Annotated in this window: 23 protein-coding genes; 7 read left to right on the forward strand and 16 right to left on the reverse strand. The window is 64.5% G+C overall.

Annotated elements, in window-relative coordinates; translation table 11 throughout:
- Window positions 1-14: 14 nt before the first annotated feature.
- The 5 genes from ML540_RS05190 to ML540_RS05210 all read right to left on the reverse strand — a co-directional run bounded on the left by ML540_RS05190 (window position 15) and on the right by ML540_RS05210 (window position 5044).
- Window positions 15-1283, reverse strand: a complete 1269-nt coding sequence (locus tag ML540_RS05190) for an Nramp family divalent metal transporter (RefSeq protein ID WP_243359008.1) — start codon at window positions 1281-1283, stop codon at window positions 15-17.
- Between the two features lie 53 nt (window positions 1284-1336).
- On the reverse strand, window positions 1337-1576 hold the full coding sequence (locus ML540_RS05195) for a hypothetical protein (protein ID WP_243359009.1): 240 nt from the start codon (window positions 1574-1576) through the stop codon (window positions 1337-1339).
- 22 nt (window positions 1577-1598) lie between these two features.
- Window positions 1599-2708, reverse strand: a complete 1110-nt coding sequence (locus ML540_RS05200) for an HD domain-containing phosphohydrolase (protein WP_243359010.1) — start codon at window positions 2706-2708, stop codon at window positions 1599-1601.
- Window positions 2709-2913: 205 nt separating this feature from the next.
- Window positions 2914-4209 (reverse strand): phosphopyruvate hydratase, encoded by a 1296-nt coding sequence (gene eno, locus ML540_RS05205; protein WP_243359011.1) that lies wholly within the window; start codon window positions 4207-4209, stop codon window positions 2914-2916.
- A 37-nt stretch (window positions 4210-4246) separates the two neighbouring features.
- Window positions 4247-5044 carry a type III pantothenate kinase gene (locus ML540_RS05210; RefSeq protein ID WP_243359012.1) on the reverse strand — a complete coding sequence of 266 codons (798 nt, stop codon included), beginning with the start codon at window positions 5042-5044 and terminating at the stop codon, window positions 4247-4249.
- A 128-nt stretch (window positions 5045-5172) separates the two neighbouring features.
- Between ML540_RS05210 and ML540_RS05215 the strand changes: the two genes are divergently transcribed.
- The 4 genes from ML540_RS05215 to ML540_RS05230 all read left to right on the forward strand — a co-directional run bounded on the left by ML540_RS05215 (window position 5173) and on the right by ML540_RS05230 (window position 11309).
- On the forward strand, window positions 5173-6228 hold the full coding sequence (locus tag ML540_RS05215; RefSeq protein ID WP_243359013.1) for a hypothetical protein: 1056 nt from the start codon (window positions 5173-5175) through the stop codon (window positions 6226-6228).
- A 3-nt stretch (window positions 6229-6231) separates the two neighbouring features.
- Window positions 6232-8790: a hypothetical protein gene (locus tag ML540_RS05220; RefSeq protein ID WP_243359016.1), complete on the forward strand. Its 2559-nt coding sequence runs from the start codon at window positions 6232-6234 to the stop codon at window positions 8788-8790.
- Between the two features lie 213 nt (window positions 8791-9003).
- The gene (locus ML540_RS05225; RefSeq protein WP_243359017.1) at window positions 9004-9456 is read left to right on the forward strand and encodes a cache domain-containing protein; all 453 of its coding nucleotides are present in this window, start codon (window positions 9004-9006) and stop codon (window positions 9454-9456) included.
- Between the two features lie 83 nt (window positions 9457-9539).
- Window positions 9540-11309, forward strand: coding sequence for a methyl-accepting chemotaxis protein (locus ML540_RS05230; protein WP_243359018.1), 1770 nt, complete (start codon window positions 9540-9542; stop codon window positions 11307-11309).
- Window positions 11310-11343: 34 nt separating this feature from the next.
- Here the strand turns inward: ML540_RS05230 and ML540_RS05235 are convergent, their stop codons facing one another.
- From ML540_RS05235 to ML540_RS05245, 3 genes are all read right to left on the reverse strand, one after another.
- Window positions 11344-12114 carry a L,D-transpeptidase family protein gene (locus ML540_RS05235; protein ID WP_243359019.1) on the reverse strand — a complete coding sequence of 257 codons (771 nt, stop codon included), beginning with the start codon at window positions 12112-12114 and terminating at the stop codon, window positions 11344-11346.
- A 1-nt stretch (window position 12115) separates the two neighbouring features.
- Complete coding sequence (locus ML540_RS05240; RefSeq protein ID WP_243359022.1) at window positions 12116-14179, reverse strand: DEAD/DEAH box helicase; 2064 nt, start codon at window positions 14177-14179, stop codon at window positions 12116-12118.
- Window positions 14180-14304: 125 nt separating this feature from the next.
- Window positions 14305-14898, reverse strand: a complete 594-nt coding sequence (locus ML540_RS05245) for a porin family protein (protein ID WP_243359024.1) — start codon at window positions 14896-14898, stop codon at window positions 14305-14307.
- 430 nt (window positions 14899-15328) lie between these two features.
- On the opposite strand from ML540_RS05245, the gene ML540_RS05250 reads away from it, so the two are divergent.
- Window positions 15329-16075: a glutaminyl-peptide cyclotransferase gene (locus ML540_RS05250; protein WP_243359026.1), complete on the forward strand. Its 747-nt coding sequence runs from the start codon at window positions 15329-15331 to the stop codon at window positions 16073-16075.
- Window positions 16072-16314 carry a hypothetical protein gene (locus tag ML540_RS05255; RefSeq protein WP_243359027.1) on the forward strand — a complete coding sequence of 81 codons (243 nt, stop codon included), beginning with the start codon at window positions 16072-16074 and terminating at the stop codon, window positions 16312-16314. The genes ML540_RS05250 and ML540_RS05255 overlap by 4 nt, the downstream gene beginning before the upstream one ends.
- Window positions 16315-16318: 4 nt before the next feature.
- Here the strand turns inward: ML540_RS05255 and lgt are convergent, their stop codons facing one another.
- Window positions 16319-17116, reverse strand: a complete 798-nt coding sequence (gene lgt, locus ML540_RS05260; protein ID WP_243359030.1) for a prolipoprotein diacylglyceryl transferase — start codon at window positions 17114-17116, stop codon at window positions 16319-16321.
- A gap of 99 nt (window positions 17117-17215) precedes the next feature.
- Window positions 17216-18544 (reverse strand): tetratricopeptide repeat protein, encoded by a 1329-nt coding sequence (locus tag ML540_RS05265; RefSeq protein ID WP_243359032.1) that lies wholly within the window; start codon window positions 18542-18544, stop codon window positions 17216-17218.
- A gap of 279 nt (window positions 18545-18823) precedes the next feature.
- Between ML540_RS05265 and ML540_RS05270 the strand changes: the two genes are divergently transcribed.
- Complete coding sequence (locus tag ML540_RS05270) at window positions 18824-19210, forward strand: TraR/DksA family transcriptional regulator (RefSeq protein ID WP_243359034.1); 387 nt, start codon at window positions 18824-18826, stop codon at window positions 19208-19210.
- Here the strand turns inward: ML540_RS05270 and panB are convergent.
- From panB to ML540_RS05300, 6 genes are all read right to left on the reverse strand, one after another.
- Entirely contained in the window at window positions 19190-20041 is an 852-nt protein-coding gene (gene panB / locus ML540_RS05275; protein WP_243359037.1) for a 3-methyl-2-oxobutanoate hydroxymethyltransferase, read from the reverse strand. The genes ML540_RS05270 and panB overlap by 21 nt on opposite strands.
- A gap of 72 nt (window positions 20042-20113) precedes the next feature.
- Window positions 20114-20740: a helix-turn-helix domain-containing protein gene (locus ML540_RS05280; protein ID WP_243359039.1), complete on the reverse strand. Its 627-nt coding sequence runs from the start codon at window positions 20738-20740 to the stop codon at window positions 20114-20116.
- Window positions 20741-20972: 232 nt separating this feature from the next.
- Complete coding sequence (locus ML540_RS05285) at window positions 20973-21650, reverse strand: LexA family transcriptional regulator (protein ID WP_243359041.1); 678 nt, start codon at window positions 21648-21650, stop codon at window positions 20973-20975.
- Window positions 21651-22157: 507 nt separating this feature from the next.
- Window positions 22158-24494, reverse strand: a complete 2337-nt coding sequence (gene hypF, locus ML540_RS05290; RefSeq protein WP_243359043.1) for a carbamoyltransferase HypF — start codon at window positions 24492-24494, stop codon at window positions 22158-22160.
- A 114-nt stretch (window positions 24495-24608) separates the two neighbouring features.
- Window positions 24609-25529, reverse strand: a complete 921-nt coding sequence (locus ML540_RS05295; protein ID WP_243359046.1) for a DUF362 domain-containing protein — start codon at window positions 25527-25529, stop codon at window positions 24609-24611.
- 27 nt (window positions 25530-25556) lie between these two features.
- Window positions 25557-26096 (reverse strand): type 1 glutamine amidotransferase domain-containing protein, encoded by a 540-nt coding sequence (locus ML540_RS05300; protein ID WP_243359050.1) that lies wholly within the window; start codon window positions 26094-26096, stop codon window positions 25557-25559.
- Window positions 26097-26127 lie beyond the last annotated feature (31 nt).

Consider the following 26127-nt stretch of genomic DNA (forward strand, 5'->3'; position numbering starts at 1 on the left):
AAGGCAAGGAGGAATCAGCCCCCCAGCATGTCGATCAGGAGCATCACGTTGAGCGCGATCACCACCGCCGCGATCACGGCGAGCACGGCCACCGTGGATTTTCGGTTGACCCACTTGCCCATCACTTTGCGCGAGGAGGTCAGATACAGCTGCAGCAAAATAGTGAACGGCAGCTGTATGGACAGCGCGATCTGCGAGTAGATGAGCCCCTGGAAGGGGTCGGGGATGGCCAGGATGATCAGGTAGGCCGCGAACAGGGTTATCCCCACGCCCCACTTGGTGTGGATGTCGTGGATGTTGTAGGGTTCCTTGAAGATGCCCGCGAAGATGGCCCCTCCGGCCATGCCCGCCGTCACCGACGAAGCCACCCCCGCGAAAAGGAGCGCCAAGGCGAAGACCACGGCCGCCGCATTGCCCACCAGGGGGGTGAGCAGGCTCTGGGCCTGCTCCAGTTCCGTCACCTGGGTCCCGGCCGTGTGGAAGGCCGAAGCCGCCAGGAGGATCATGGCCGAGTTGATGGCCCAGCCCACGATCATGGACACCAGGGTGTCGGTGAACTCGTACTTGAGCTGATGGTGGATGATCTCGTCGTTGTCCAGGTTCCACTGGCGGCTTTGGATGATCTCGGAGTGCAGGAAGAGGTTGTGGGGCATGACCACCGCGCCCAGCACGCTCATGACGATGGGGATCGATCCGTCGGGGAAGGCCGGGATCACCCAGCCCGCCACGGCCTGGCCCCAGTCCACGTTGACCATGGACAGCTCGAACACGAAGGAGATGCCGATGAGCGAGACGAAGCCGATGATGTACTTCTCGATGCGCCGGTAGGAGTTGGCGAAGAGCATCCAGCCGACCACGGCCATGGTGAGAAGCGCCCCCAGCCACAGGGGCAGGCCGAAGAGCATGCGCAGGGCGATGGCCCCTCCGAGCAGTTCCGCCAGGGCGGTGGAGACGGAAGCCAGCACGGCCGAGCCCAGTACGGCGTTGGAGGCGGTGCGGGGCAGGTGGTGGGCCGCGCCTTCCGACAGGCACAGGCCGGTGGCGATGCCCAGGTGCGCGGCGTTGTGCTGCAGGACGATGAGCATGATGGTCGAGAGGGTGACCATCCACAGCAGGGTGTAGCCGAAGCCCGCGCCCGCGGCCACGTTGGCCGCCCAGTTGCCGGGATCGATGAAGCCCACCGTGACCAGGAGGCCCGGGCCGATGTATTTGAATATCTCCAGCGCCATGAAGCGCGGTTTGTGGCGCTCCGCCAGCCCGGAGAGGCTCTTGAACAGATTCATGGGAAGATATTGGAAGAGGAAAGCGCCCCTGGGGGCGCTTTCCAATGTTTCGGTTATTTATTCATGAGCCCCATGTACTCGGCCGTAGCCTTGGACACGATGTCGTAAAAACTGGCTTCCTTCTTGCCGGCCTTGAGTTCCTGCTCGGCCAGTTGGGCCTTGTGGGCGGCCTCCTCGAAGGCCTGCGCGTCGAGCCCGCTCATCTCCAGGGCTTCCTCTTTGGAGATCTGGCCCATCTGGGCGAACACGGCGGCCGTCACTCCCAATACCTTGCGGACGTTTTCCTTGGCCATGGAGTTCCTCCTTGCAATGGTCCTAGTCGTGGCATTTCTTCTGTATATTCAGGAACTCGTCCAGATTGTCCAGGAAAAGAGAAAAGATTTTGGGATCGAAGTGAGGGCCTTTCTCCTGCTCCGAGCGCATGACGGCCAGGGCCTTCTCGTTCGGGTACGCTTCCTTGTAGGGCCGAGCCGTGGTCAGGGCGTCGAAGACGTCCGCCACAGCGCAGATGCGCCCGAAGAGGGGGATGTCCTCCCCGGAAAGGCCCTTGGGGTAGCCCGTGCCGTCGTAGCGCTCGTGGTGGGAGTATGCGATCAGCTCGGCCGCCTGCAGCAGCTCCGAATCGGACTCGGCCAGAATGCTTTTGCCGATGACCGTATGGGTCTTCATGAGTTCCCATTCGTCGGGATCGAGCTTGCCCGGCTTGAGGAGAATCGCGTCCGGGATGCCCATCTTGCCTACGTCATGCATGGGGCTGGCCTGGCGCACCACGTCCACGTCGTGGTCGGGCAGGCCGAGCTGCCGGGCCAGCAGGGCGCTGTAGGCGCTCATGCGCTTGATGTGGCTGGCGGTGTTGTCGTCCTTGTATTCGGCGGCGGCCGACAGGCGCATGATGGTCTCGCGTTGCGACGCCTCGATGGAGAGCTGCATCCCCTGGAGGTTGTCCAGGGCCAGGCTCAGCGCTTCGGTGCGCTGGGTGACCATCTCCTCCAGGGACGCCTGGTAGCGCTTGACCTCGTCCTGGGACGCCTTCATGCGCAGAAGCGAGTCCATGCGCACCTTGAGTTCGGTGCGGTCGATGGGCTTGGCGATGAAGTCGTTGGCTCCGGCGGCCACGGCGGCCAGGCGGTCCTGCTTGCCGGTGAGGGCCGTGACCATGATGACGGGGATGTCGCGGTAGGCCGGGTCGCGGCGCATGCGGCGAACGGTCTCGAAGCCGTCGATGCCGGGCATGAGCACGTCCAGGAGGACCAGGTCGATGTCGGGCTTGAGCTTCTGGAGCACGGCCGCGCCGCAGTCGGCAAGCACCGCCACGTGACCCATGTCGCGCAGGAAGGCCGCGAGAACCTTGAGGTTCACGGCTTCGTCGTCGGCGACGAGGATGCGGCGCGGAGGCGTCGGCGCGCGGCCCTTCGGGGTATTCATGGGTTGATGAAAATCTACCAGGGAATAACGGTCTGGGCAATGCCGGAGTGTACTTTGCGAAGCCTATTTTCCGCATTTCCCGGACAGAAGAGAAGCATCCATGGCATCGAAAGGCGGACGAAATAAGGGGGAGCCTGAGCTCCCCCTCGTGTTGCCGGATATCCCCGGGCGCTCCGCCTGGCGGCAGGGCGCGTTCGTCCGGGATTTATTCCTCTTCCTCGAACCACTGGGCGGCCATGACTGGGCCGTAGTACAGGGCCTCGTCCTCCAGCTCCTCCTCGATGCGCAGCAGCTGGTTGTACTTGGCCAGGCGGTCCGAACGGCACAGCGAGCCGGTCTTGATCTGGCCGGAGTTCACGGCCACGGCCAGGTCGGCGATGAAGGAGTCCTCGGTCTCGCCGGAGCGGTGGGAGATCACCGTGGTGTAGGCGGCCTGCTTGGCCATCTCGATGCAGTCCAGGGTCTCGGTGACGGTGCCGATCTGGTTCAGCTTGATGAGGATGGAGTTGGCGATGCCTTCGTTGATGCCGTCGGCCAGGATGTCCGGGTTGGTGACGAACACGTCGTCGCCCACCAGCTGGATGGTGTCGCCCAGCTTGTCGGTGAGTTCCTTCCAGCCGTCCCAGTCGCCCTCGGCCAGGCCGTCCTCGATGGAGATGAGCGGGTACTTCTTGGTCAGCTCCTCGTAGTAGGAGACCAGTTCGCTGGAGGTGAAGGTGCGGTTCTCGCCGGCGAAGACGTACTTGCCGTCCTTGTAGAACTCGGAGGCGGCGGCGTCGATGGCCAGGGCGATCTCGGGTCCGGGCTTGTATCCGGCGGCCTCGATGGCCTTGATGATGTAATCGAAGGCTTCCTCATGGGACTTCAGGTTCGGCGCGAAGCCGCCCTCGTCGCCCACTGAGGTGACGTGTCCGTCCTTGGCCAGGAGCTTCTTCAGGGCATGGAAGGTCTCGGAGCCCATGCGCAGGGCGTCGGCGAAGGTGTCCGCGCCGATGGGCACGATCATGAATTCCTGGATGTCCAGGTTGTTGGGGGCGTGGGCGCCGCCGTTGATGATGTTCATGAGCGGCACGGGCAGCACCTTGGCGTTGACGCCGCCCAGGTAGTTGTAGAGCGGCATGCCCAGGAAGTTGGCGGCGGCGCGGGCGGTGGCCAGGGACACGCCCAGGATGGCGTTGGCGCCCAGGCGGCCCTTGTTCTCGGTGCCGTCGAGTTCGATCAGGAGGTTGTCCAGGGCGGTCTGGCGCAGGGCTTCCATGCCCACCACGGCTTCGGCGATCTCGCCCTGCACGTTCTCCACGGCGCGGCTGACGCCCTTGCCGGAGTAGCGGTCGGCCTCGCCGTCGCGCAGTTCGAGCGCCTCGCGCGATCCGGTGGACGCGCCCGAGGGCACGGCGGCGCGGCCCACGGCTCCGGAATCCAGGGTGACTTCCACTTCGATGGTGGGGTTGCCGCGCGAGTCGAGGATTTCCCTAGCCCAGACAGCAGCGATGGTGCTCATGATCGATTCTCCTTCACTTAGGATGTTCGGTTCGTAATTACGGCTTGCGACGGGATTTGCCCGCCTGGGCCTCTTCATACACGAGACGCAGGCCGTCGAGAAGAAGTTCGGGCCTGACGTTTGCAATCGCGGGACAGACGCGCGCCAATTGCGGGGCGAATCCGCCCGTGGCCACCACGGTGACGGGCTCGCCCAGGTGGTCTTCCAGGCGGTCCAGGATGCCCTCCACCAGGGAGGCGAATCCGAAGAGCAGGCCCTGGTTCAGGCTTTCCACGGTGGAGCGCCCGATGGAGAGCTTGAGCGATTCCGGCTCCAGGTCGATCTGGGGCAGCTTGGCCGTGTCCTGGGCCAGGGCCCGGGCCGAGGAGAGCACCCCCGGACAAATGAGCCCGCCCAGGTAGCTCGTGCCGCGCACCACGTCGAAGGTGGTGGCCGTGCCGAAATCCACGCTCACCACGCAGTGGGACGTGGCCGCGCGCCTGGCCGCGTAGGCGGCCACCAGCCGGTCCGCGCCCACCTGCTCGGGACGCTCGTAGCGGTTCTCCAGGGGCACGGGGATGTCCTCGGGCACGAAGCGGGGCACGCGGCCGAGAAAGCGGTTGCAGGCCTGTCGCAGCATGGGGTTCACCGGCGGCACCACGCTCACGATGAGGATGGCCTCCAGCTGCGACTGGTCGATGCCCTCGCGGGCCATCATGGCGGCCAGGTCCAGGCCCAGCTGGTCGGCCGTGCTGGAACGCGGCGTGGGCAGCACGTAGGACGAGAGTCCGGACTCCCGGCGGTGCAGGCCAATCTTTATGTTGGTGTTTCCGATGTCGAAGAGCAGAAGGGCCATGGGGTTCTCCGGGCACGCCGGGAAGTATTCGATGGACGCAAAGACGACCGAAGATAGACTATTTTCCGGGGGTTGAAAAGATGATACCCCTCCATGCGGGGTGTTACATTCCGCACTAAGGGGCACTCATGGATCCTAGTACGCTGATTCCTCCGGCGGACGCGATTCCCGCCGCGCCGTGGCTTTTTCGGGCCCTGCTCGATACGACCTTCACGGTCCACCTGCTGTTCATGAACGCCATGCTGGGGCTAACGCTCTTGGGATTCGTCCGCTCCCTGCGCCCGGCCCGGGCGCTCGGGCAACAGGCTACGATGGTGCCCACCGCCACGGCCCTGGCCGTGAACATCGGGGTGGCTCCGCTGCTGTTTCTGCAGGTGCTCTACGGCCAGTTCCTCTATGTGAGCTCCACGCTCATGGCCGTGTACTGGTTCGCCCTGGTGCTGGCGGTCATGGCCGCCTACGGCCTGGCCTACCGCCAGAAATACGCCCTGCACAAAAACGACCGGCGCGGCACGCTTCTGTGGGGAATCATGAGCGCGCTTTTCCTCTACGCATCGCTCACCCAGACCACCAACGCCATCCTCCTCGTGCGCCCCGACCTCTGGAGCGGCTATTTGGGTGATCCGGGCGGAACCCTCACCGCCTGGGGCGATCCCACCTTCACCCCCCGCTGGCTGCACTACGTGACCGCCGCTGTGGCCCTGGGCGGACTGTGCCTGGCCATGATCGGGCACGGCCGGGCCAAACGCCATGATCCAAGCGGCGAGGCCCTCAAGGCCGAGGGGCTTTCTTGGTTCGGCTGGGCCACCCTCATTCAGGCCCTGGACGGGGTCTGGTGGCTCGTGAGCCTGCCCAGGCCCCTCATGCTGGCCTTCATGGGCGGCGACCACGCGGCCTCCATGCTTCTCATGGCCGGGCTCGCGGGCACGGGCCTCGCGGTGGCCTTCGCCTTCAAGGGCAGGCTCATGCCGGCGGCGGCGGCGGCCGTCTTCACCGTGGCGGTGATGACCGCCATGCGCGGCGTGCTGCGTCAGCTCTACCTGACGCCGTTCTTCGACCCGTCCGGACTGCCGGTGGTCTCCGAGCCCTCCACCACGGCCATGTTCCTGGGCTTCTTCGCGGTGAGCATCGCGGTTGTGGCCTGGGCCGCCAGGCACCCCAAGACCGATCCCAAGGGGGCGTAAGCCATGGACTATCCCGTTCTGCACTGGACCTCCTGGGGAGGCGGGCTGCTCATCGCCCTGGTGGCCACCATCCACGTGTTCGTATCCCACTTCGCCGTGGGCGGTGGCCTCTTTATCGCCGTCATGGAGACCCGGACCCAGCGCCTGGGACTTACCAGCATGCGCGACTACCTGCGCCGCTACGCCAACTTCTTCCTGCTCTTGACCATGGTGGTGGGCGGGCTCACGGGCGTGGGCATCTGGTTCGCCGTGTCCATCACGGCCCCGGGCGCGGCCTCCAAGCTCATCCACGCCTTCGTGCTGGGCTGGGCCACGGAGTGGACCTTCTTCCTGGCCGAGATCGTGGTGCTCATCACCTACATGCGCTCCTTCGAGGGGCAGCGCTCCACCCGGCGGCTCATCCTGGCCTGGCTCTATTTTTTCTTCGCTTTTGGCTCTCTAGTCATCGTGCAGGGGTTCATCTCGTTCATGCTCACGCCGGGCGAGTGGGTCACCACCCAGCGCTTCTGGGACGGCTTCTTCAACCCCACTTACTGGCCCGGCCTTGTCCTGCGCTCGGGCATCTGCGCCACCCTGGCCGGGACTTTCGGGCTCATGACCGCCCAGGGCGTGGCCGACGAGGGCCAGCGCAAGAGCCTGTCGCGCTTCTGCGCCGTATGGGCGGCCCTGCCCGTGCCCCTGGTGGCCCTGGCCGGATGGTGGCACATCAGTGTCCTGTCTCCCGAACAGCAGGTGCTGGCGCGCGGGCTCTCGCCCGAGGTGGCGGACGGCATGCGTGCCTTCTGGTGGGCCGCCCCGGCCATCGTGGCCGGAGGAGCGCTGCTGGCCGGGGGGCTTCCCCGCAGGGCCGCCCGGGCCGTTGCCGTCCTGACCCTGGCCGCGTCGTTTCTGTTCATAGCCAGCTTCGAATACATGCGAGAGGCCGCCCGCCGGCCCTATCTCATCACCGGATACATCTATTCCAACGGCATTCTGGTTTCCCGTGCGGCGGAGCTCAACCAGGCGGGCGTGCTGGCCTCGGCCAAATGGAGCCGGGTGAAGTCCGTCACCGCCGAGAACCGGCTGGAGGCAGGCAAGGAGCTCTTCTTCCTGGAATGCTCCAGCTGCCACAGCCAGGGCGGGCCCATGCTCGACATGCTGCCGCGCTCGGCCAAGTATTCCACCACAGGCATGGAGGCGCTGCTTACGGGCCTGGGCAGGATCGGCACTTACATGCCTGCCTTCATAGGCACCCAGGCCGAGAAGAAGGCCCTGGCCGCCTACCTCACCGAGGGGTTGCACGGGGCTAAGCCCGCTCCGGATGTTCCCATCACCGGGAAAGACGAGGCCGTCCCGCCCTTCAACGACGACGCGCAGTACCTGCTCACGGTCTCGGCGGACAAGGGCGTCAACATGCTCTTCGACGCCAAGGGACAGTGGACGCTTTCCATCGGCGCGCAGGCGCTCACCGCGCAGCTTGTCAAGCGAGGCCCAACGCCTGAGCTGGTCACCAAGGATGTGACCCTCACCTACGCCGTGGAAGGGCAGGCGGCCGGGAATTTCAACGTCTCCGGCCGGGCCTTCCGGGCCGAGGGGATTCAGGTCTCGCCGTATGGCCAGTCGCCCGGCCAGCCAGCCGCAACGGCGGGCACAACCGGCCAGTCTACGGAGCCGGCGGTCGGCGCGGTCTCCGCGGGCTTCAATCCCTATCCGGTGGCCGTGGTCCAAGCCGCGGACCCTTCGGGCAAGATCCTGGCCGAGACCAAGGTGGTGCTGCCCGTGTCCACCGAACTCGCCTGCAAGAACTGCCACGGTGGCGCATGGACCCACGGCGTGGCGGGGCTGGCCGACGCCACGGCCCGCGACGTGCTCACGGCCCATGACCGCCTGAGCCGCACCGGTCTTCAAGGCCAGGCCCCCAAGGTGGAATGCCGCTCCTGCCATGACGATGCCGCAAAGGGTGGGAAACGGTCCCTGAACCTCTCCGCCGCCGTGCACGGGCTGCACGCGGTTTACTTGGCCGGACGCGGCTCCGACGCCTGCGACCTGTGCCATCCCACCAATCCCAAGGGGGCCACCCGCGCCTTCCGTGACCCCCACGCCGCCTCCGGCCTCGACTGTACCAGCTGCCACGGTCCTCTGGAGGACCATGCCCTGTCCCTGCTCACCCGCGAGGACGCCCAGGGAGTGGCCGCGGCTAAGCCGCTGCTTGCGCTCATCAAGCAGCGCGACAACGCGCCCGTGCCCCGCGCTCCCTGGGTGAACGAGCCCAAGTGCGTCACTTGCCACACGAATTTCGGTCCGCCCGAGGGCATGCAGGCCTACGGCAAATGGACCGAGGGGGCGGAGGACCTGTTCGTGGCCAAGCGCGACGACATGGACGCGCTCACCTGCGCCGCCTGCCATGGCACGCCACACTCGGTCTACCCGGCCGACAACCCTTACGGAAAGAACCGGGACAACCTCCAGCCGCTGCAGTACCAGCGCGCGGCCAAGACCTTGGGCGGGGCGAAGAACTGCAAGGCCTGCCATACCGTGGACATGGACATGCCCGTGCACCATCCGGGCATGGGGGTGCAGTAAGGGGGTGTGGCGCGCCAAGGCTGACAAGCAAAGCCCCGGCTGTTTACAGCCGGGGCTTTGCTTTTGTCCGGGCCTGGAATCGGCCAGACTGGTTGCCGACGCGCGCGCCAGGTTGTTTCCTTGACTCTTTTTCAGAAAAAAGGTGTTCTGCATAAGAGATCATAATCCCTTGTATCATGACCAAAATGGTCGAAATTCCCAGGGAGGAGCATCATGAAAAAAGCGTTCGTTGCGCTGCTGATGTTTGCGTTGCTGGCGAGTATCGCCTTTGCCCAGCAGTCCGGCACGAAGGATGAAGCCGTAGCCTTGGTCAAAAAGGCCGTTGCCCATTACAAGAGTGTTGGAAAAGAAAAGGCGTTCGCCGATTTCAACGACAAGAACGGCCCGTTCGTGGACCGGGACCTCTACATCGTCGTCTACGATATGAACGGCAATTGCCTGGCTCACGGCGCCAACGCCAAGCAGATCGGGAAAAACCTGATGGAGCTCAGGGATCCCGACGGCAACTACTTCGTCAAGGAGCGCGTCGAGCTGGGGAAGACCAAGGACTCTTTCTGGCAGAACTACAAATTCATCAACCCTGTATCCAAGCAGATCGAAAACAAGAGCATGTACATGGAAAAGATCGACGGCCTGCTGTTCGGATGCGGGGCATATAACAAATAAGTTCCATCCGGTGAGCCTTCCCCGCGAGAGCGAGGCGGATGTATTCGTCATTCTTGAGAAAAGGGCAGGGTAGAATGGCCAGGATGAGTATCAGCTTGCGGATCTACACCGGCTATTCGGTGATCCTCGCATTGTCTGTGTTCATATGGTTTGTCGGCTATTCGAACTCCGCCCGGATGGGGTTTGAGCTTGCCAACATCACTGACGTGAACATGAAGGCCCTGGCGGCGCTCAAGGACGTCAAGTTTTCCGTGCGCGAAACCATTGCTGCCCTGCGCTCCCAGCTCATTCCGGCGATCACGCCGGAGTTCCGGGCAGCCCAGAAGAAACTCTATTCCGAGAACACCGATCAGCTCAAGAACTCCATGGCCCAACTGGAAGGGCTCACGGGGGCGGCCAAAGCCGGCGAGGACTGGAATACGCTCCTCAAGGAGCAGCAGCGGTTCCTCCTTCTCGTGGAGAAAGTTGAAGCAGCGCTCGACGAGTGGAGCAAGGATACCTCAGATGTCCTTCTCTCCATGGAAGTGCTGGCGCTCGCCGCCGTGGACTTGCAGAAACAGAGCGATGTCCTCTTGTCCGTCCTGGACCGGGTGATCGTCCGCAACGACGAAATGATCGCCGAGGACAACCGGGACGCCAAGTCCGCGATCAGCACGGGCCAGTTCTACGCGCTGATGGCGCTGTGCATGGCCGGCGGAGTGGCGGCAGTGGTGGGCTGGCTCATCACCCGAAACATCCGCCATCCCTTGTCGGTCCTGGTCAAATACGCGGGCGACGTGGCGTCGGGAAATCTGGACGTGAAGGCCGAAGGGCGCTTCATCGCCGAACTTGACCTGTTGAAGATGAGCCTGGGAGCCATGGTGGATAAGCTCAAGGAGGAGATCCGCATAGCCGAGGCGAGGTCGCGCGAAACGGCCGAGCAGGCCGCCATCGCCGAGAACGCCAGCCGCGAAGCCAAAAAGGCCCAGGAAGCGGCTGAGACCGCCCGCCAGCAGGGCATGACCGATGCCGCGGAAGAGCTCGCGGCCATCGTGGAAAAGATTTTCGCTGCGTCCCAGAAGCTGGAAAGCCAGGTGGCCCAGGCGTCAAAGGATGCCCAGGTGCAGAAGCAGAGGCTTGAAGGAAGCCTTGCCGATCTGGGACACCTGGACTTCACCACCCAGCAGGTCTCCAGGGGAGCGAGCGAAGCGGCCTCAACCGCCGCCGAGGCCAGGGGCCAGGCCCAGGAGGGAGCCCAGGTCATACGCGAGGTCGTGGATTCCATCCATGCCGTGGAGACAAAGGCTTCCTCGCTCAAGGCCAACATGACGGACCTCTCCGCCCGGGCCGAGGGGATCGGGCGCATCATGACTGTGATATCCGACATAGCCGACCAGACCAACCTCCTGGCTCTTAACGCCGCCATAGAAGCGGCGCGGGCCGGTGATGCAGGGAGAGGTTTCGCGGTGGTGGCCGACGAGGTGCGCAAGCTCGCGGAAAAAACCATGAACGCCACCCGCGAAGTGGATGCGTCCATCAAGGGAATCCAGGACGGAACGCAGACAAGCGGCCAGGGAGTCGATCAGGCGGTTGAAGCCATCACCCATGTCGCAAGCCAGGTCGACACCGGCGGCAGCGCTCTAGGCATGATCGTGGAGCTCAGCCAGGAGGTCACACGGAAAATACGTCTGATCGACGAGGCCGTGGAGCAACAGACCGAATCCAGTCGCGGAGTATCCGGTTCGATACAGGAGATATCCCATTACGCCGAGGAGACGGCCGAGGCCATGTCCCAGGCCAGGGACGCGCTCGAGAATCTCGGATTCCTCGTGGACGAATTGCGCGGCCTCATGCGGCATTTGCAGGGCAGGTGAGTGTGGCTCCAAGCTCGTTCGTAGGACGCGTGAGTCAGGGGGCGCCGTAGAGTTCGGAAAACGAGGCGTGTTCGCTCGCGGGCAGCTGCACCAGCACCGGCGACTTGGCCGGGTCCAGCCATGCGGCCACGCGCTCCATGTCGCCAAGCGCCATGGCCGTGCAGCCTGAGGTGTACCCGTCTGGCTTGGGCCAGACGTGCAGGAAGATGCAGGACCCAGCTCCGGCCACTGATGGAGGCGCGTTGTGGGCGACGACGACCCCGATCTCGTACAGGCCGTCGTCCCGGCGCATGCGCTCGGAGCTGTTCCAGCCGCGCGCCGGCAGGGCCGATGCGTCCAGCACCTGGTTGTATCGGGGCGATGCCGGATCATCCACGCACTCGAACGCGGCGGTCATCTGCATGTAGGCGATCTTGAGCCTGCGGCTTTCGGCCTGGGCGTAGCCGAACGCCGGGCCCAGCCGGAATATCCCAGCTGGAGCTCTGCCGTCGCCCTCCCGCTTCACCGGGATGCCGCCGGAGTCGCCGCCAGGAGTGTCGTGCAGGCCGCGCCCCCAGCCCAGTCCGTTCTTGCCCAGGATAACCCGAATGGGCGCGCCGACCTGCCTCCACGGCCCGCCGGGCGAGCGCTCGTACAGGCGCATGACCCCGGCTCGGGAGTTCCAGCTGTCGGCCAGAACGAGCGCGGCCTGCCCGCTTTGCGCAACCATGTCGGGTTGCGCGGAAACGGGGCAGGCCGCAAGCAGCGTCAGCAGGCACGCGAGCAGAAGGACGGAAGGCGTCAGGGCCAGGCCCCGCGGGTTCATCTTAATCCCACTCGATGCCCTTCATTTCATCAGGCTTGTATTCAAACTCCACCGTCTTGACGGGGGTGTCTTCTCCGGAAGGCTCTCGCAAGGGCTTGCCGAGAATTTCGGACGCCTCCTGCTTGGGCTCCTGCTTCCGGGGCGTCCTGGCCTTGGGCTCCGAAGCATCGGAGGGCGCAGCCCCGGTCACGGGAGCCTCGGCGGCCTGAGCGCCCTCGCCCGAGGCGGGCTTCTTCTTGCGGCGGCGACGGCGCTTGCGCTTCTTGGCCTCGCCTTCGCCTCCCTCTTCGGCGTGCACGGTCTCGGCCTCGTCGAATTCGCCGGAATCACCGTGGTCACCCGCTTCGACCGCGACGTCAGGGCTTTCCCCGGTGAGCGTCCCGGCTTCGGCAGCGGGCTTGTCGCGGTCCCCGCGCCGTTTGCGCGAGGGGCGCTTGCGGCGCGGCTTGGATTCGGCCGGGGCCTCGCCTTCGGCGGCGACGGTTCCGGTCTCTTCTCCGGGCGCGGCTTCGGCGGCGGGAGCGGCCATGGGTTCGCGTTCGCGACGAGGTTCCCGCTCGCGCTCCTGGCGAGGTTCGCGTGCGCGCCTGGGCTCGCGGTCCCTATCCCTGTCCCTGTCGCGATCCCGGTCACGATCCCGGCGCTGTTCGCGGCGGGGCTCGGCGGGCGCGCCTTCGGGCTGGGGAGGCAGGGCGTGAAGGGTGGACTGGTAGCGCTCGTCCAGGAGCATGGCCAGGGTGGAGACGTCTTCGGACGCGGCCAGCTCCTTGGCCAGGGGAAGGAAGCGCTGCAGCCGGACCTTCTTGAGGGGCGGCATGGCGCGCAGTTCGGCTTCGAGAAGCGCGGTGAGCCGCTCGGCCACCACGGCGGAAACTTCCTCGTCGGTGGGGGCGGGTTTCTTGACGAAGTCGATGGTGAAACGCTGGCCGATGCGCTTGATGGCCAGTTCCTCCATGATGTTCACCAGGGTGATGGCCGTGCCGGAGGCCCCGGCGCGCCCGGTGCGCCCGGCGCGATGCACGTAGGACTCGGGGTCCTCGGGGGGCTCGTACTGGAAGACGTGGGAGAGCTCGGGGATGTCGATGCCGCGCGCGGCCACGTCGGTGGCCACCAGGAAGCGCAGGTTCTTCTTGCGCAGGCGCATGAGAACCTCTTCGCGCTTGGACTGGGAGAGGTCGGCCGAGAGTTCCTCGGCGTCGTACCCGAAGCCTTTGAGCACCTCGGTGATGTAGTGCACATTGGCCTTGGTGTTGGAGAAAATGATGGCCGAGGTGGGGTTTTCGATCTCCAGCAGGCGCACGAGGCAGCGGTCCTTATCCATGCCGGGCACCTCGTGGTAGAGGTGCAGGATGTCCGCCACGTGGACCTGCTTGGAGGACAGCGACAGGAAATTCGGGTGGTCCATGAACTCTTCGGCCAGGCGCAGCACGTAGGGCGGGTAGGTGGCCGAGAAGAGGAAGGTGGAGGTCCGGCGCTTCGGCATGTAGCGCTTGATCTCCTTCATGTCCGGGTAGAAGCCGATGGAGAGCATGCGGTCGGCCTCGTCGAAGACCAGCACGCGGATGTTGTCCAGGGTGAGGTTGCGGCGCAGCAGGTGGTCCAGGATGCGCCCGGGGGTGCCCACCACGAGGTGCGCTCCGGCGCGCAGGGCGTCGGTCTGCTCGCCGTATCCCACGCCGCCGTAGACGGTGCATACCTTGAGGCCGGTGTCCGTGAAGAGGGTCTCGGCGTCCATGGCCACCTGCTTGGCCAGTTCGCGGGTGGGGCAGAGCACCAGGGCCTGGGTCTGGGGCTTGTCCACGTCGAGCAGGTGGAAGATGGGCATGAGGAAGGCCCCGGTCTTGCCGCTGCCGGTGCGCGACTGGACCATGAGGTCCTGGCCGGTGAGCAGGTAGGGCAGGGACTTGGCCTGCACGGGCATGAGCGACTGCCATCCGGCGCGGGCCATGGCCTGGCGCAGGGGATCGGGCAGATCGTCGAGGGAGAGTTCGGGCAGGGACTCCTCGGGTTCGATGAGGGTCTGGAACTCTTCGGTGGCGTTGGGATTCTCGGTGGTGTTGTCCATGTGTACCTTGATCGGAATTGTATCCTTGCGGGCCGCGCCGATTGGGCGGCGCACAGAGGTGTACAGACTTTCCGGGAAAAGAAAAAGGCCCCCCGCAGGCAGGGGCCTTTGCGTGTTCCGGCGGGTTAGAATACGAACTTGACCGCGAGGTTGCCGCCCCAGTTGTCCGATCCTCTGGGGGCGCTGTCAAACCCGCTGCCGTGGCGGCCGTATTCGCCGATGTGCTGCCAGCGGCCGGCCAGCTGTATGCTGACCATGTCCGAGATGAAGTAGTTGAATCCCACCTCCGCCATTTCCGTCAAGTTGGAGGTATAGCCGTTGCGGGGAACCTTCACCGAGGAGAAGAAGCCGCCAAGGCCGATGCCCGCGAAGACGGAGTAGTTCGTTTCGTTGACGAAGTGGTACCGGACGATGGCGATGGGGCTGAAGGCCCCCACGGTTTCGTAGTTGTTGGCCCAGTTCGCGGGAATCTTCTTCTGGTAGACCGCGTAGCCCAGGAACTCGCCGCTGATGGAGAGGCCGGGAATGATGAAGTACCCCGCCTCGCCGCCGAAGGAGAACATGGAGCCGATGTTCTTGTTGGAGTTTCCGTAAAAGCCGACTTTCGGCTCCACGTAGAAGGTGCCGGCATCCAGGGTTTTGGCTTGAGCCAAGCCGGCGGTAAGACCGAAGGCCAGAAGCACACCGAGAATGAGAGCCTTTTTCGTAAGTCCGTTCATGATCTTCCTCCTTTAGCCGGAATTTCCAGCTATTAGTAAATCTACTCGCGGCAATCATCCATTGTCAAACTGCCGAAGCCAAAAAGAACATTACAAGATGTTCATTTTCCGCCGTGGGCAATTGAGACGCTCTTGTGTCCGGCGGCTGCCGGATCAAGAGAAATAACCAAGCGTATTGCTTGGTTGCAAGAGAAGAGACCCATAGCCGCAAGAGCCTGGGGTGGCATGGCGAGGAGCATGCGACATCCGGCGGGCCTGGAGCGCCGACCGGATCGAAAGGCATTCTTGAAGGCACGCGGGTGATGGGGTAGTTCTGGGCATTCGTTCAACCCTCGAGAGGAGGCGTTTTCTGAATACGTTCCGGATTATCCACGCGTGCCCTGCCGACCGGACCGCGTCTGCGAAATGCGGCCGTGCCTGGGCCGTCGCGATGGCCGTCATTTTATTGGCCGCGTTTCCGGTCCAGGCCCAATCGGTCAGGGTGGGCTATACGGTGACGGCGGTCCTGCCGCACGACCCGAAGGCGTTCACCCAGGGGCTTCTGCTCCACGAGGGCTCTTTCTACGAGAGCACGGGCCTCTACGGGCGCTCGAGCCTGCGCAAGGTGGAGCCATCCAGCGGGAAGGTTCTGGACTCGCGGGAGCTGGACAAATCGGACTTCGGTGAGGGCCTGGCCCTGGCGGGCGGGCGCTTCTACCAGCTCACCTGGCTTTCGGGGAAGGTGCTGGTCTACGATGCCGCCACGCTCGCCCCGCAAGGGTCGCTTCCCCTGGAAGGGGAGGGCTGGGGGATTGCCGCCACGCCTTTCGGCCTGGTCGTAAGCGACGGCTCGAACGTGCTCACCTGGCGTGATGCGGCCAGCTTCAAGCCCGTGCGCACCCTGGCCGTCACCGACAACGGGCGGCCGGTCATACGCCTGAACGAACTGGAGTGGGTTGAGGGGTTCATCCTGGCCAACGTGTGGCACGAGGATCGCATAGCGATCATTTCCCCGGCCACGGGCAAGGTGGCGGCCTGGATCGATTGCGCCCCTCTTCGGGCGCGGCTTCAGGGCCTGCCCGCCGAGTCGGACCTGAACGGGATCGCCTGGGATCCGACCCGGAAGAAGCTCTACGTCACGGGGAAACTCTGGCCCGCAATTTTCGAACTCGCCCTGGAGGGGCTGCCCAGACCATGAAAAAAGCCAGATGCAAGAACTGCCGTTACTGGAAGGGGCCCATCCCCTACGAGAACCGGTACTGTCCCCCCGAGGAGATGCTCAAGGGCGAATGGGGGTACTGCAAGCGTAGCGCCCCGCGCCCCCTCACGGAGAACATCGAGGCGGTGCGCGGCAAGACCCTGGTGGCCGTGTGGCCCGAAACCATGGCCCAGGACGTGTGCGGCGAGTTCGCGCTCATCCCGCTGCAGAAGGAGTAGGCCGCTAGGAAGCGCGGGCCTTTGCGGCGTATCCGCGCCAGATGAACCACGCCCCGGCCAGCACCATGGGCAGGGACAGAAGCTGCCCCATGGTCAGCCAGCCGAAGGCCAGGTAGCCCAGTTGCGGGTCCGGCTCGCGGATGAATTCCAGGCCGAACCGGAAGAGCCCGTAGAGCGCCAGGAACAGTCCCATGACCGATCCGGCGGGACGTTTTTTCGACGAGAAGATCCATAACACCGTGAACAGCACCAGCCCTTCCAGCCCCCCCTCGTACAGCTGGGAGGGATGGCGCGGCACGCCCTCCGCCCTCGGGTCGGGAAAGAGCACCCCCCAGGGCACGCTGGTGGGCGCGCCCCACAGCTCGCCGTTGATGAAGTTTCCGATGCGCCCGGCCAGAAGTCCCGGAGGGGCCAGCGGGCTCAGGAAATCGCCGATCTCCAGGAACGTCTTGCCGTACTTGCGCCCGAACAGCCAGACCACCACGCACAACCCGATGAGTCCGCCGTGGAAGCTCATGCCGCCGTGCCACACCTGGAAGATGGAGATGGGGTCGTGCAGGTAGGAGGGCAGATCGTAGAAGAGCACATAGCCCAGGCGCGCGCCCAGCACCAGCCCCAGAACGCACCAGGTGATGAAGTCGTCCACCATGGCCGGGGTCCAGCCGGAGCCGGGGCGGGCGGCGCGATGCCTGCCCAGCGCCCAGCCGGCGGTGAAGCCCAGCAGGTACATGAGGCCGTACCAGCGCACCTGGAACGGGCCGAGATAGATGGCCACGGGATCGAAATCGGGATGGATGATCATGGATGTCTTTTTGTCCGGTCTGGACCGCGGGCGTGCCGGGTCACCCGGCTTGTCCGGAATGTCAGGTTTAGGAACGTGTCGCTGGTTGGGGGCTGACGGTTACAGCTCGCGCAGCATGGCCTTGGCGCGTTCGAAGCTGGGATTGATGCCCAGAGCCTTCTGCAGGAAGTCTGCAGCCTGCTCCTTGCGGGCCGCCCGATAGTAGACCATGGCGATGTTGAAGCACACGGTCTCGCTCGAGTTCCAGAGCTCCGGCTCCAGGCGCAGGGCCTTGTCCAGGAAGTTGAAGGCGTCCTGGAACTGGTGGCCTTCGCTGTACGCCATGGCTATGTTGTAGTGGATGCCCGGGTCGCTGGGCGCGATCTTGAGCGCCCTGCGGTATTCCTCGATGGCCTGCTCCCACTTGCCCTGCTTGCGCAGAGTGATGCCCAGGCGGTTGAACGTCTCGATGTCGGACTTGTCCAATTGCCCCTTCTTCGAATCCAGGGACTGGCGGAGGTATTTTTCCGAGAGCTCCGGGGCGCCGGCGATGCAATGCTCGGCGATGGTCCGGGTCACCCTGTTGACCTGTGCGAGGGCCTCCTTGGTGGCCAGCTTGATGGCGTCGTCGAAGATCTCCACGGCCTTGTCCTTGTCGCCCATGGACATGTAGTTGTCGCCGATGTTGATCTTGCGGTCCACGTTGAGCGGACTCAGCCTGTCCAGGCGCTCCAGGTATTTGGTCTCTTCCTCGATGTTGCCCGTCAGCTTGTGCAGCTCGGCGATCTTCTTGATGGGGTCCAGGAACAGTTTGCCGTTGCGCGAGGCTTCCGTGTAGGCGTTCAGGGCCTCGTCCATCTTGCCCTGGCCCACGAAGCTGTCTCCCAGGAGCAGGAGGGCCGCCGGGCTGCCGGGCTTGATCTCGAGAATCTTCCTGGCGATGGAGGCTGCCTCGTCGAACTGTTTGTTTTCGTTTAGTTTCTTGCCTGCCTCGATGAGTTCTCCCAACTGGCCGCGCGGCTTCACAGTGAAGGCGATCTTCTCGATGAGCATGTCCGGGGAAATGGGCTTGGTGATGACGTTGTTGGCGCCGATCTCGTGCAGGTAGATGAGTATTTCCCTGGCCACTTCGCCGGTGAGGATGACCACCATCACCTCGGCGTACTGGTTTTTTATGAACTGGACGAGTTCGTGGGAGTATTTCCCGTTGATCTCGCGTTCGACGAAGAAGACTACCTTGTGCCCCTGGCTCGTGAGCTGGCGCAGCTCCTTGTGGAGCTGCTCCTGGTTCACTACGTTGAAGACGCAGTCGTCCTTTATGAGCAGGTGCCGAAGCAGGGTGCTGCGCAGATTCTTATTGAATAGAGGGTCATGGGAGAGAACGAGGAACACTCCCCGGTACTGCAGGATGAATTCCCTGACGTCCTCGTCGTACAACTTCACCTTCATTCCGAAATTCCTCCGTGGAAAGTGGAAAAACGGCAGGACGCCGTCGGTTCGCTCCCTCGAATTGTCCGGTCAAACACCGGCCGATGTCCCACCCTACTGTCTGAGGGGAAAAAAGCAAGGCTGTGATGAAAAAAGCACGGTCCGTATTTATTCGCGAAACACGAATGTCACTGGCCCGAAACGACTTCGTGGCGCCGCCGGGGCATACGGCATCAGGCAAAGCAGGCGGGAAGGGCGCAAGCGGCGCACGTCCGCCCAATACAACGCCAGGAGCCAGCCATGACACCGCAAATGCTTCAGACGTTTACCGCGACCCTCACCGGCATGATGGAACAGACCCTCGCCAAGATGCGCGACAGCGCCGGGGACCTGGCCGGTGAAGAGTTCCTGCCCCCGGACATCGCCGACCGGGCCACAATGGAGTCCGGCCGCAATTTCGCCCTGCTCATGCGCGACCGCGACCGCCTGGCCCTGTCCGGAATCCGGGAGGCCCTTTCACGCCTGGAGGCAGGTGAATACGGCCTCTGCGAGGAGTGTGGGGAGGACATCGCCGAGGCCCGGCTCAGGGCCCAGCCCATGGCCACCCTGTGCGTCCACTGCAAAAGTCTGCGCGAGGACGAAGAACGGCTGCGCCCGGCCGCCGCGTCAGGATTTTTTCAAGCCTGAGACCAGCTTGGCGTATTCCTCGGGGTCCATTTCGAAAGAATGCTCCCCAGTGGGGAACTCTCCGGAACGCACCTCGCGGGCGAACTCCCCGAGCGCTTCCCGGATGAGCGCGGCAAGTTCCGCGTAGCGCTTGACGAAGCGGGGCTTGAAACCCTCGTAGAGTCCCAGCAGGTCGTGGAAGACCAGCACCTGCCCGTCGCACCCGGGCCCCGCTCCGATGCCGATGGTGGGAACCGGCACGTCCTGCGTGACCAGGGCGGCCACCTGCGTGGGGACGCACTCGAGCACAATGGCGAAGCATCCCGCCTCGCACAGCGCCCGCGCGTCCTCGACGAGCCGCCGTGCGGCCTCGGCCGTCCTGGCCTGCACCTTGTATCCGCCCAGGGCGGCGACGTGCTGCGGGGTGAGGCCCAGATGTCCCACGACCGGTATCCCCGCCGAGACGATGGCCCGCACCTGGGGAACGATCTCGCGGCCGCCCTCGAGCTTGACCGCCTGGGCGCGTCCCTCTTTCACCAACCGTCCTGCGTTGCGCACGGCCTCGGCCACGTCGGCCTGATAGGACATGAACGGCATGTCCGCCAGGACCAGGGCGCGCGACGCCCCGGCCGACACGGCCGACACGTGGTGGAGCATCTGCCCCATGGTGACGCCGAGGGTGTCGGGCTGGCCGAGCACGACCATGCCCAGGGAATCGCCCACGAGCAGGATGTCCGCTCCGGCCGCTTCAGCCAGGGCGGCCTGCCCCGCGTCGTAGGCGGTGATGACGGTGAGTTTGCGGGCGTTTTTGGCTGCCGCCACATCCGGCGCCGTGATTTTGCGCTGCTGCATGAGTCCTCCGTGTCGCGTCGCGGAGCAGCAGTTTAGCGCAATGGCGTCCGTTTGTCTCGGGGCCGGGAGAGGTCAGGCGGGAGCGAGGAGCCAGACCACGCGGCCCAGGATCACTGTCCGGGCCTGCTCCAGGGGGAGCCGTTGCGGCGGGACGGCGGGGGCGTCGGCGCTCAGCACGGCCAGGCCCGCTTCCTCCTCGAGATGGATGCGACGCACGGTGACCCCCTCGAAAGGAAGGTCGACCCCGTGCAACCCTCCGGGGTGGATGGCCTTCTCCGCGAGGTTGATGCCCACGAAGGCGTCCCTGCGGATGGACGGCTCCATGGACGCGTCGGCCATGCGCACCGCCACGAGAGTCCCCTCGGGGTATTTGAGCAGGAAGGACGAATCGGGGTTTTTCACTCCGGACCCTCCGGCCTCCTCCGGGCGGGCAAGGAATACCGGCGGGAGCCCGTCGTAGACCCATCTCGGGTTAAGGCGATACTTCTGGTAGAGCTTCAAGGCCCATTCGCCCGGAATGACTCCCCGCCGTTTCGCGTCGGAAATGCTCGACTGCCTGATGCTGAGGATGTCCGCCAGTTCAAGCTGCGTTTCGATGGCGAGTGCCTGGGCGATGCGCTCGAACCCCGTGGCGAATTCGCTTGCGCCGTTCTTTACGCGCGCGGGGGGGGGGCTTTGAGTGGGCGAACGTGGGCACATCTGCCGCCTCCTTGCACTTTACTATATAGACTAAACCTATAAAGATATTTACCATCGAAGAATTGGAAGCGCAATACCCACAAGGGAAAAGAATGCGTCCTGGTATGCCGGTAAGTTGGGGAGGTTGGGACGGATTGCCGTATAGAATTATACGTACATGTTTCCGACATCAAAAAGAAAGGCCGCTCCCCTGGGAAGGGGAGCGGCCTTTGCTCTCAGTCCTTAAAGGATCCTAGAGTTCCTGCAGCACCCACCAGACCCGGCCGATGATGTTGCCGATGATGGTGGTGGAGCCCAGGGACTCCTCCTTGTAGGCGGTGTTCTCGCTGCGCAGGATCACCCGGTTGTTCTCAAAGTCGTTGAAGAGCCGGCGCACGACCATGCCCTCGTTGGGGACGGCGACGGCGAAGATTTCCCCGGAACGCAGCTGCTTCTGCTCCTTGTTGACTCCGAAGTAGGCCCCGCGGCGGATGATGGGCTCCATGTTCTGGTGCTCCATCTTGAAAACCGTCAGGGAGGAACAGGCGAACGGCTCGGGGATGGCCAGCATCTCGACGGGCCTTTCCTGGAAGGCGCCGTCCTCGGCGATGACGCCGGTCATGGAGCTGACCGTCACGGTGCGGGATTTGGGCTTGTCGCTGGAGTAGCCCGCCCCGGGTTCCATGAGTCCCACGGGCAGGGCCATGCCTTCGCGCAGAACCTGGGGCTGGTCTCCGCCAGTCACCCAGTCGGGGTTGAGCCCGTGGCTGCGATAGAGTTTCAACAGCCAGTCGGCGGGTATGGATTGGCGACGCTTGGCGTCGGAAATGCTCGACTGACGGATTCCCAGGATGGCCGCGAGATCGACCTGGGTGCGAGCGCCGGTGGCACGCTTGATGCGTTCCAGTGATTCATCGAATGCATTGTACATGTTTTCTCACCTCTTTGGCTCCCGGCAACGTCCTGGAGCGCTCCGTTTTACCAAATGGCGCGAACCCCTGACTCCTGACACCATACATTTGAAAATAGTCCATGCGAAGAAACGAGTCAAACATATACATCGGTTTCAATGCCGCTCGAGGTGTAATTCTCGAGCGCTGGGGTCGCGGTGTCCGTCCGGATGCTTGGCTGACGCGGCCGGAGGCTGGCCGCGGACTCAGTCGTAGGGGGTTTTCTGGCGCGAAGTGCCGAAAAAACCAGGGCGCACCCTGCCCTACAAGCAGCTATATATACTATTCGTGGGAGCGCAAGTAAAAAAAGTAGGGTTTCCCCCAGTTAGCTGGAGAGAATCACGTAACATCCACTGAACGGTGAAAATAATCCCAGGTGGGAGCGAGGGTTGGCACTGCTGAGGCGAATAGGCAAACGATACGATACATGTTGCCAGAATGTTTATTTGTTCTATATTAATATGGATACTCGTATACGTATATTCGCATTAATCTGCATTGGCTTCCGCGAGAATGGATAATTGCCCAAAAAAGGCCTGCCCAAGGGATATGCATCCATCCCCAGGAGGTTCATATTTATGCATAATGATAGTAATTCCTAGTCTGTTCAGCATCGACACCATATTTGAACACAGGATTTTATTCAAGAAAACGCCTCCGCTGAGAACGACATGCTTTGTGCCAAAACGGTTGCACAATGTTCCGGCGGCCTGGGCCAAGCCCGTAGACAAGCCTTTATGGAAACGGCCGCTGGCCACGGAGGCGGGTACGCCCCGCAGGGCGTCGTCTGCCGCCTGGCCGAAGAGGTCCAGGGTGTCCAGCTCGAGCATGCCGCCGGATTCGCGCGCGCCGCAGCGATACCCATCCTGGGCTGCCGCGTCCCGTACATGCTCGAGCATGATGGCCGCCTGCCCCTCGTAGCTTATGCGGGTGCACACACCCAGCACCGCGCTCACCGCATCGAAGAGCCTGCCGCAACTGGTGGTGCGCGGGCTGTTGACGCCCTTGTCCAGCATGGCCGCCACGAGCCCCGCCTCCTGTTCGTGGCCCTTAAGCCAGTCCCAGCCTTCCGACAGCGGGTCGCGCCCCATGGCGCGCAGGTAGGCCAGGGCCATCCTCCACGGCTGGCGAATGGCCGCCTCGCCACCGGGCAGGCGCACCTGAGAGAAATGCCCCACCCGGCGCATGACCAGCCTTGCCGGGTCCACGTACAGGAATTCTCCGCCCCAGATGGTCCCGTCCTCGCCGTAGCCGGATCCGTCCAGGGTCAGGCCCAGCACCGGCTCCATGAGCCGGTTGTCCGCCAACGCGGCGAAGACGTGGGCGAAATGGTGCTGCAGGCGCTTGACCGGCAGCCCGCTCTCCTCCAGGGCGTAACGGGTGGAGAGGTAGTCGGGGTGCAGGTCCGCCACGACCAGCTCCGGCTTCACCTGGAGGATGCATTCCAGATGGGCGATCACCTCCTTGTGGAAAGCGGCGGTCTCCATGTTCTGCATGTCGCCGATGTGTTGGCTCAAGAATGCCTGGTCGCCCTTGGTCAGGCAGACGGTGTTCTTGAGTTCCGGTCCCACCCCCAGCACGCTCGGACCCTTCGAGGGCAGAAAAACCGGCGCCGGCGTGAACCCCCTGGCCCTGCGCAGGAACTGCAGGTTCGCTTCGCCCGGTTCCGGGCGCAGGAAGCGCACCACGGAATCATCGGTGCGCACCAGGATGTCCCGGTTGTGGAACAGGAACAGGTCCGCGATGCTCCCGAGCCTCCCGAATGCCTCGCGGTTGCCGAGGGAGATGGGCTCCGAGCTCAGGTTGCCGCTGGTCATGACCAAGACAGCCGGGCCGCCGGAAAGGTTACACATTTCCCGCAGGAGGACGTGGTGCAAAGGGGTGTAGGGCAGCATGGCCCCCAACTGGACCGTGTCGGGCGAGACGTCGGGCGAGAGCGGGGAGCCGGGCCGTAAGTCCACAAGCACGATGGGGCGTTCGCGCCCAGAGAGCATGGCGGCCTCTTCCGGGGGAACGTCCGCCAAAAGCGAGAGCGTCTCCAGGTCCGGGACCATGACCGCAAGAGGCTTGGAGGGGCGCTTCTTGCGGCGGCGCAGTTCGGCCACGGCGGCATGATTCAGGGCGTCGGCGGCGAGGTGGAACCCTCCCAGGCCTTTCAGAGCCAGGATCTTGCCAGAGGCCAGGGCCTTGGCGGCGCGTTCCACGGCCTTGGGCCCTTCCGCCAGGGTTTTGCCCTTGCGGCCGGCGAGCCAGACCTTGGGGCCGCAGACCGGGCAGGCGTTGGGCTGGGCGTGGAAGCGGCGGTCCATGGGGTCTTCGTACTCGCGCTCGCAGTCGGGGCAGAGGGGGAAGCAGGCCATGGACGTAGTGGCGCGGTCGTAGGGCAGGCGTTTGGTGATGGTGTAGCGCGGACCGCAGTTGGTGCAGTTGGTGAACGGGTAGCGGAAACGGCGGTTGGTGGGATCGGCCATGTCCGCGAGGCAGTCGGGGCAGGTGGCCACGTCGGGGCTGACCAGCACGTGGTGGCCCTGGCCCGCCACGGTCGCGCGTATGGCGAACCCGGTTTCTTCGGGGACGGGGGGGACGCTCTCGCGGGAGTGCTCCACGATCATGGCCAGGGGCGGCAGGGTGTCGATAAGGTCTGCGGCGAAAGCGTCGAGTGGAGAACGCTCTTTCGCCTGCACCTCGATGACCACGCCTTCGGGGGCGTTCAGGACGAATCCCGAGAGAGCATGCTGCGTTGCGAGGCGGAAGACGAACGGGCGGAAACCAACGCCCTGGACCCGGCCGATGACGACATGGCGATCACGATGGAGTGCGGACATGATGGCGCAGGCTACATCAAGGCGGAGGAAGAGGAAAGCTAGGTAGGAGGACGCTCCCCGCGAAGTCTATTGAGGGTCCAGGGGGATCATCCCCCTGGCCGCCGGAGGCGTTCTTCAGTTCTTCCCCCCGCACAGCCTGACGCACAGGCTCCTGATCCGCCCCTTCACGAAACGCGCGGGCTGGAAGGCGATGGGCGCGAGCTTTCCCGGCAGGACGAATCCCCCGGTCTTGAACGCATCCGGTGACGCCAGGGGGTACGCCACCTCGCGTAGGAGCCCTCGCCGTCCGGCTTCACACCCAAGGGGCGTGGCGTCCGGGGCCAGGCCCAGCACGGCGGCAAGGGCCGTATCCAGGGCCACGGGGTCGGCGGCCGCTCCAAGAAGCCCCAGTTCATACGGCCTGCCCTTGGCCGGACCGCTCACGTGCATGGCCAGGATCCCGTCCACCAGGCTCACCGAGCGCGGCATGGCCCGGCAGACGTCCATGATCATGCTCTCAAAGCGGGTGCCTTTCTCGCCGTGCACCTGATGCGCCCAGGATTTGCGGAATCCGGCCACGCAGCCGAAGAAGTTCTTCACGGCCAGGGTGAGGAGCATCTGGTCATGCACCTTGAAGCGCGGGACGTTGATGATGAAACGCGCGTCCAGGGCCTGGGAGGCTACGCCGATGGAGCCGCCCTGGGTCAGGCGCAGCTGGCGCGGACGGGTGAAGTTGACGAGGGTGGCGGGCAGGCCGGCGAGGGCCTTGTCCATACCGCAGGCGCGGGCCACGATGCGTCCCGTGCCGAAGGCCGGGGAGTCGCCCACCAGGGCGTGCGCGCCGCAGTCGGCCAGGTAGCGGCAGACCGCGCGCACCACCTCGGGGCGGGTGCAGGAGAGGGACGTGTTGGAGGGCGCGACGAGGTTGGGCTTGACCAGCACGCGGTCGCCCCGGGCTGGACGGCAGCCCGAGAGTTCAAGCAGCCGTGCCGCCGCGGCGTCCAATCCTGGTACGTCGTAGGAGTCCAGCCGTTGCAGAAAAACGTCCGTGGGCATGGAGCCAGACTACACACAAGCCCTGGTCTAGCCAAGCAGGCGCCCAGGCAACTGCCCAAGCAGATGCATGATCGCCCGCATGAAGGCGGGCAGGTCCGAGGGTTTGCGCGACGTGACCAGCTTCCCGTCCACGACGACCTCGGAATCCTCGTACAGGGCTCCCGCCGTCTTGAGTTCCCCGGCCACGGATGCGGAGCAGGTGGCCCTGCGCCCGGCCAGCAGCCCGGCCGAAGCGAGCACCTGCGGCCCATGGCAGATGGCCGCGATGGGAAGGCCGGCTGCCGCGAAATCCCTGGTTATGTCCAGCGCCTCGGGGATATCGCGCAGGTGCGACGGGGCCATCCCCCCCGGCAGGACCAGCAGGGCGTAATCCTGGGAGGCCGGCCGCGCCAAGTCGTTCAGGGAGAGCTCGGCCTGCACGGTGTATCCGTGCTTGCCCGTGACCGCTCCGGCCTTGGGCGCGGAAATGTCCACCTGGAAACCGGCTTCCTGGAGCCGGTAGTAGGGATAGAGCAGTTCCGAATCCTCGAATCCGTTCGCCGTCAAGATGAGCGCCCGTGGTTTCATGAGGTGGCCTCGCGGGGACAGTTTTCATGGA

The organism is Fundidesulfovibrio terrae, assembly GCF_022808915.1.
GTDB lineage: Bacteria > Desulfobacterota > Desulfovibrionia > Desulfovibrionales > Desulfovibrionaceae > Fundidesulfovibrio > Fundidesulfovibrio terrae.

Bases quoted from the DNA above. Each gene is read 5' to 3' on its own strand.
- ML540_RS05190 (WP_243359008.1), bottom strand. From the start codon at position 1,283: ATGAATCTGTTCAAGAGCCTCTCCGGGCTGGCGGAGCGCCACAAACCG.
- ML540_RS05195 (WP_243359009.1), bottom strand. From the start codon at position 1,576: ATGGCCAAGGAAAACGTCCGCAAGGTATTGGGAGTGACGGCCGCCGTG.
- ML540_RS05200 (WP_243359010.1), bottom strand. From the start codon at position 2,708: ATGAATACCCCGAAGGGCCGCGCGCCGACGCCTCCGCGCCGCATCCTC.
- eno (WP_243359011.1), bottom strand. From the start codon at position 4,209: ATGAGCACCATCGCTGCTGTCTGGGCTAGGGAAATCCTCGACTCGCGC.
- ML540_RS05210 (WP_243359012.1), bottom strand. From the start codon at position 5,044: ATGGCCCTTCTGCTCTTCGACATCGGAAACACCAACATAAAGATTGGC.
- ML540_RS05215 (WP_243359013.1), top strand. From the start codon at position 5,173: ATGGATCCTAGTACGCTGATTCCTCCGGCGGACGCGATTCCCGCCGCG.
- ML540_RS05220 (WP_243359016.1), top strand. From the start codon at position 6,232: ATGGACTATCCCGTTCTGCACTGGACCTCCTGGGGAGGCGGGCTGCTC.
- ML540_RS05225 (WP_243359017.1), top strand. From the start codon at position 9,004: ATGAAAAAAGCGTTCGTTGCGCTGCTGATGTTTGCGTTGCTGGCGAGT.
- ML540_RS05230 (WP_243359018.1), top strand. From the start codon at position 9,540: ATGAGTATCAGCTTGCGGATCTACACCGGCTATTCGGTGATCCTCGCA.
- ML540_RS05235 (WP_243359019.1), bottom strand. From the start codon at position 12,114: ATGAACCCGCGGGGCCTGGCCCTGACGCCTTCCGTCCTTCTGCTCGCG.
- ML540_RS05240 (WP_243359022.1), bottom strand. From the start codon at position 14,179: ATGGACAACACCACCGAGAATCCCAACGCCACCGAAGAGTTCCAGACC.
- ML540_RS05245 (WP_243359024.1), bottom strand. From the start codon at position 14,898: ATGAACGGACTTACGAAAAAGGCTCTCATTCTCGGTGTGCTTCTGGCC.
- ML540_RS05250 (WP_243359026.1), top strand. From the start codon at position 15,329: ATGGCCGTCATTTTATTGGCCGCGTTTCCGGTCCAGGCCCAATCGGTC.
- ML540_RS05255 (WP_243359027.1), top strand. From the start codon at position 16,072: ATGAAAAAAGCCAGATGCAAGAACTGCCGTTACTGGAAGGGGCCCATC.
- lgt (WP_243359030.1), bottom strand. From the start codon at position 17,116: ATGATCATCCATCCCGATTTCGATCCCGTGGCCATCTATCTCGGCCCG.
- ML540_RS05265 (WP_243359032.1), bottom strand. From the start codon at position 18,544: ATGAAGGTGAAGTTGTACGACGAGGACGTCAGGGAATTCATCCTGCAG.
- ML540_RS05270 (WP_243359034.1), top strand. From the start codon at position 18,824: ATGACACCGCAAATGCTTCAGACGTTTACCGCGACCCTCACCGGCATG.
- panB (WP_243359037.1), bottom strand. From the start codon at position 20,041: ATGCAGCAGCGCAAAATCACGGCGCCGGATGTGGCGGCAGCCAAAAAC.
- ML540_RS05280 (WP_243359039.1), bottom strand. From the start codon at position 20,740: ATGTGCCCACGTTCGCCCACTCAAAGCCCCCCCCCCGCGCGCGTAAAG.
- ML540_RS05285 (WP_243359041.1), bottom strand. From the start codon at position 21,650: ATGTACAATGCATTCGATGAATCACTGGAACGCATCAAGCGTGCCACC.
- hypF (WP_243359043.1), bottom strand. From the start codon at position 24,494: ATGTCCGCACTCCATCGTGATCGCCATGTCGTCATCGGCCGGGTCCAG.
- ML540_RS05295 (WP_243359046.1), bottom strand. From the start codon at position 25,529: ATGCCCACGGACGTTTTTCTGCAACGGCTGGACTCCTACGACGTACCA.
- ML540_RS05300 (WP_243359050.1), bottom strand. From the start codon at position 26,096: ATGAAACCACGGGCGCTCATCTTGACGGCGAACGGATTCGAGGATTCG.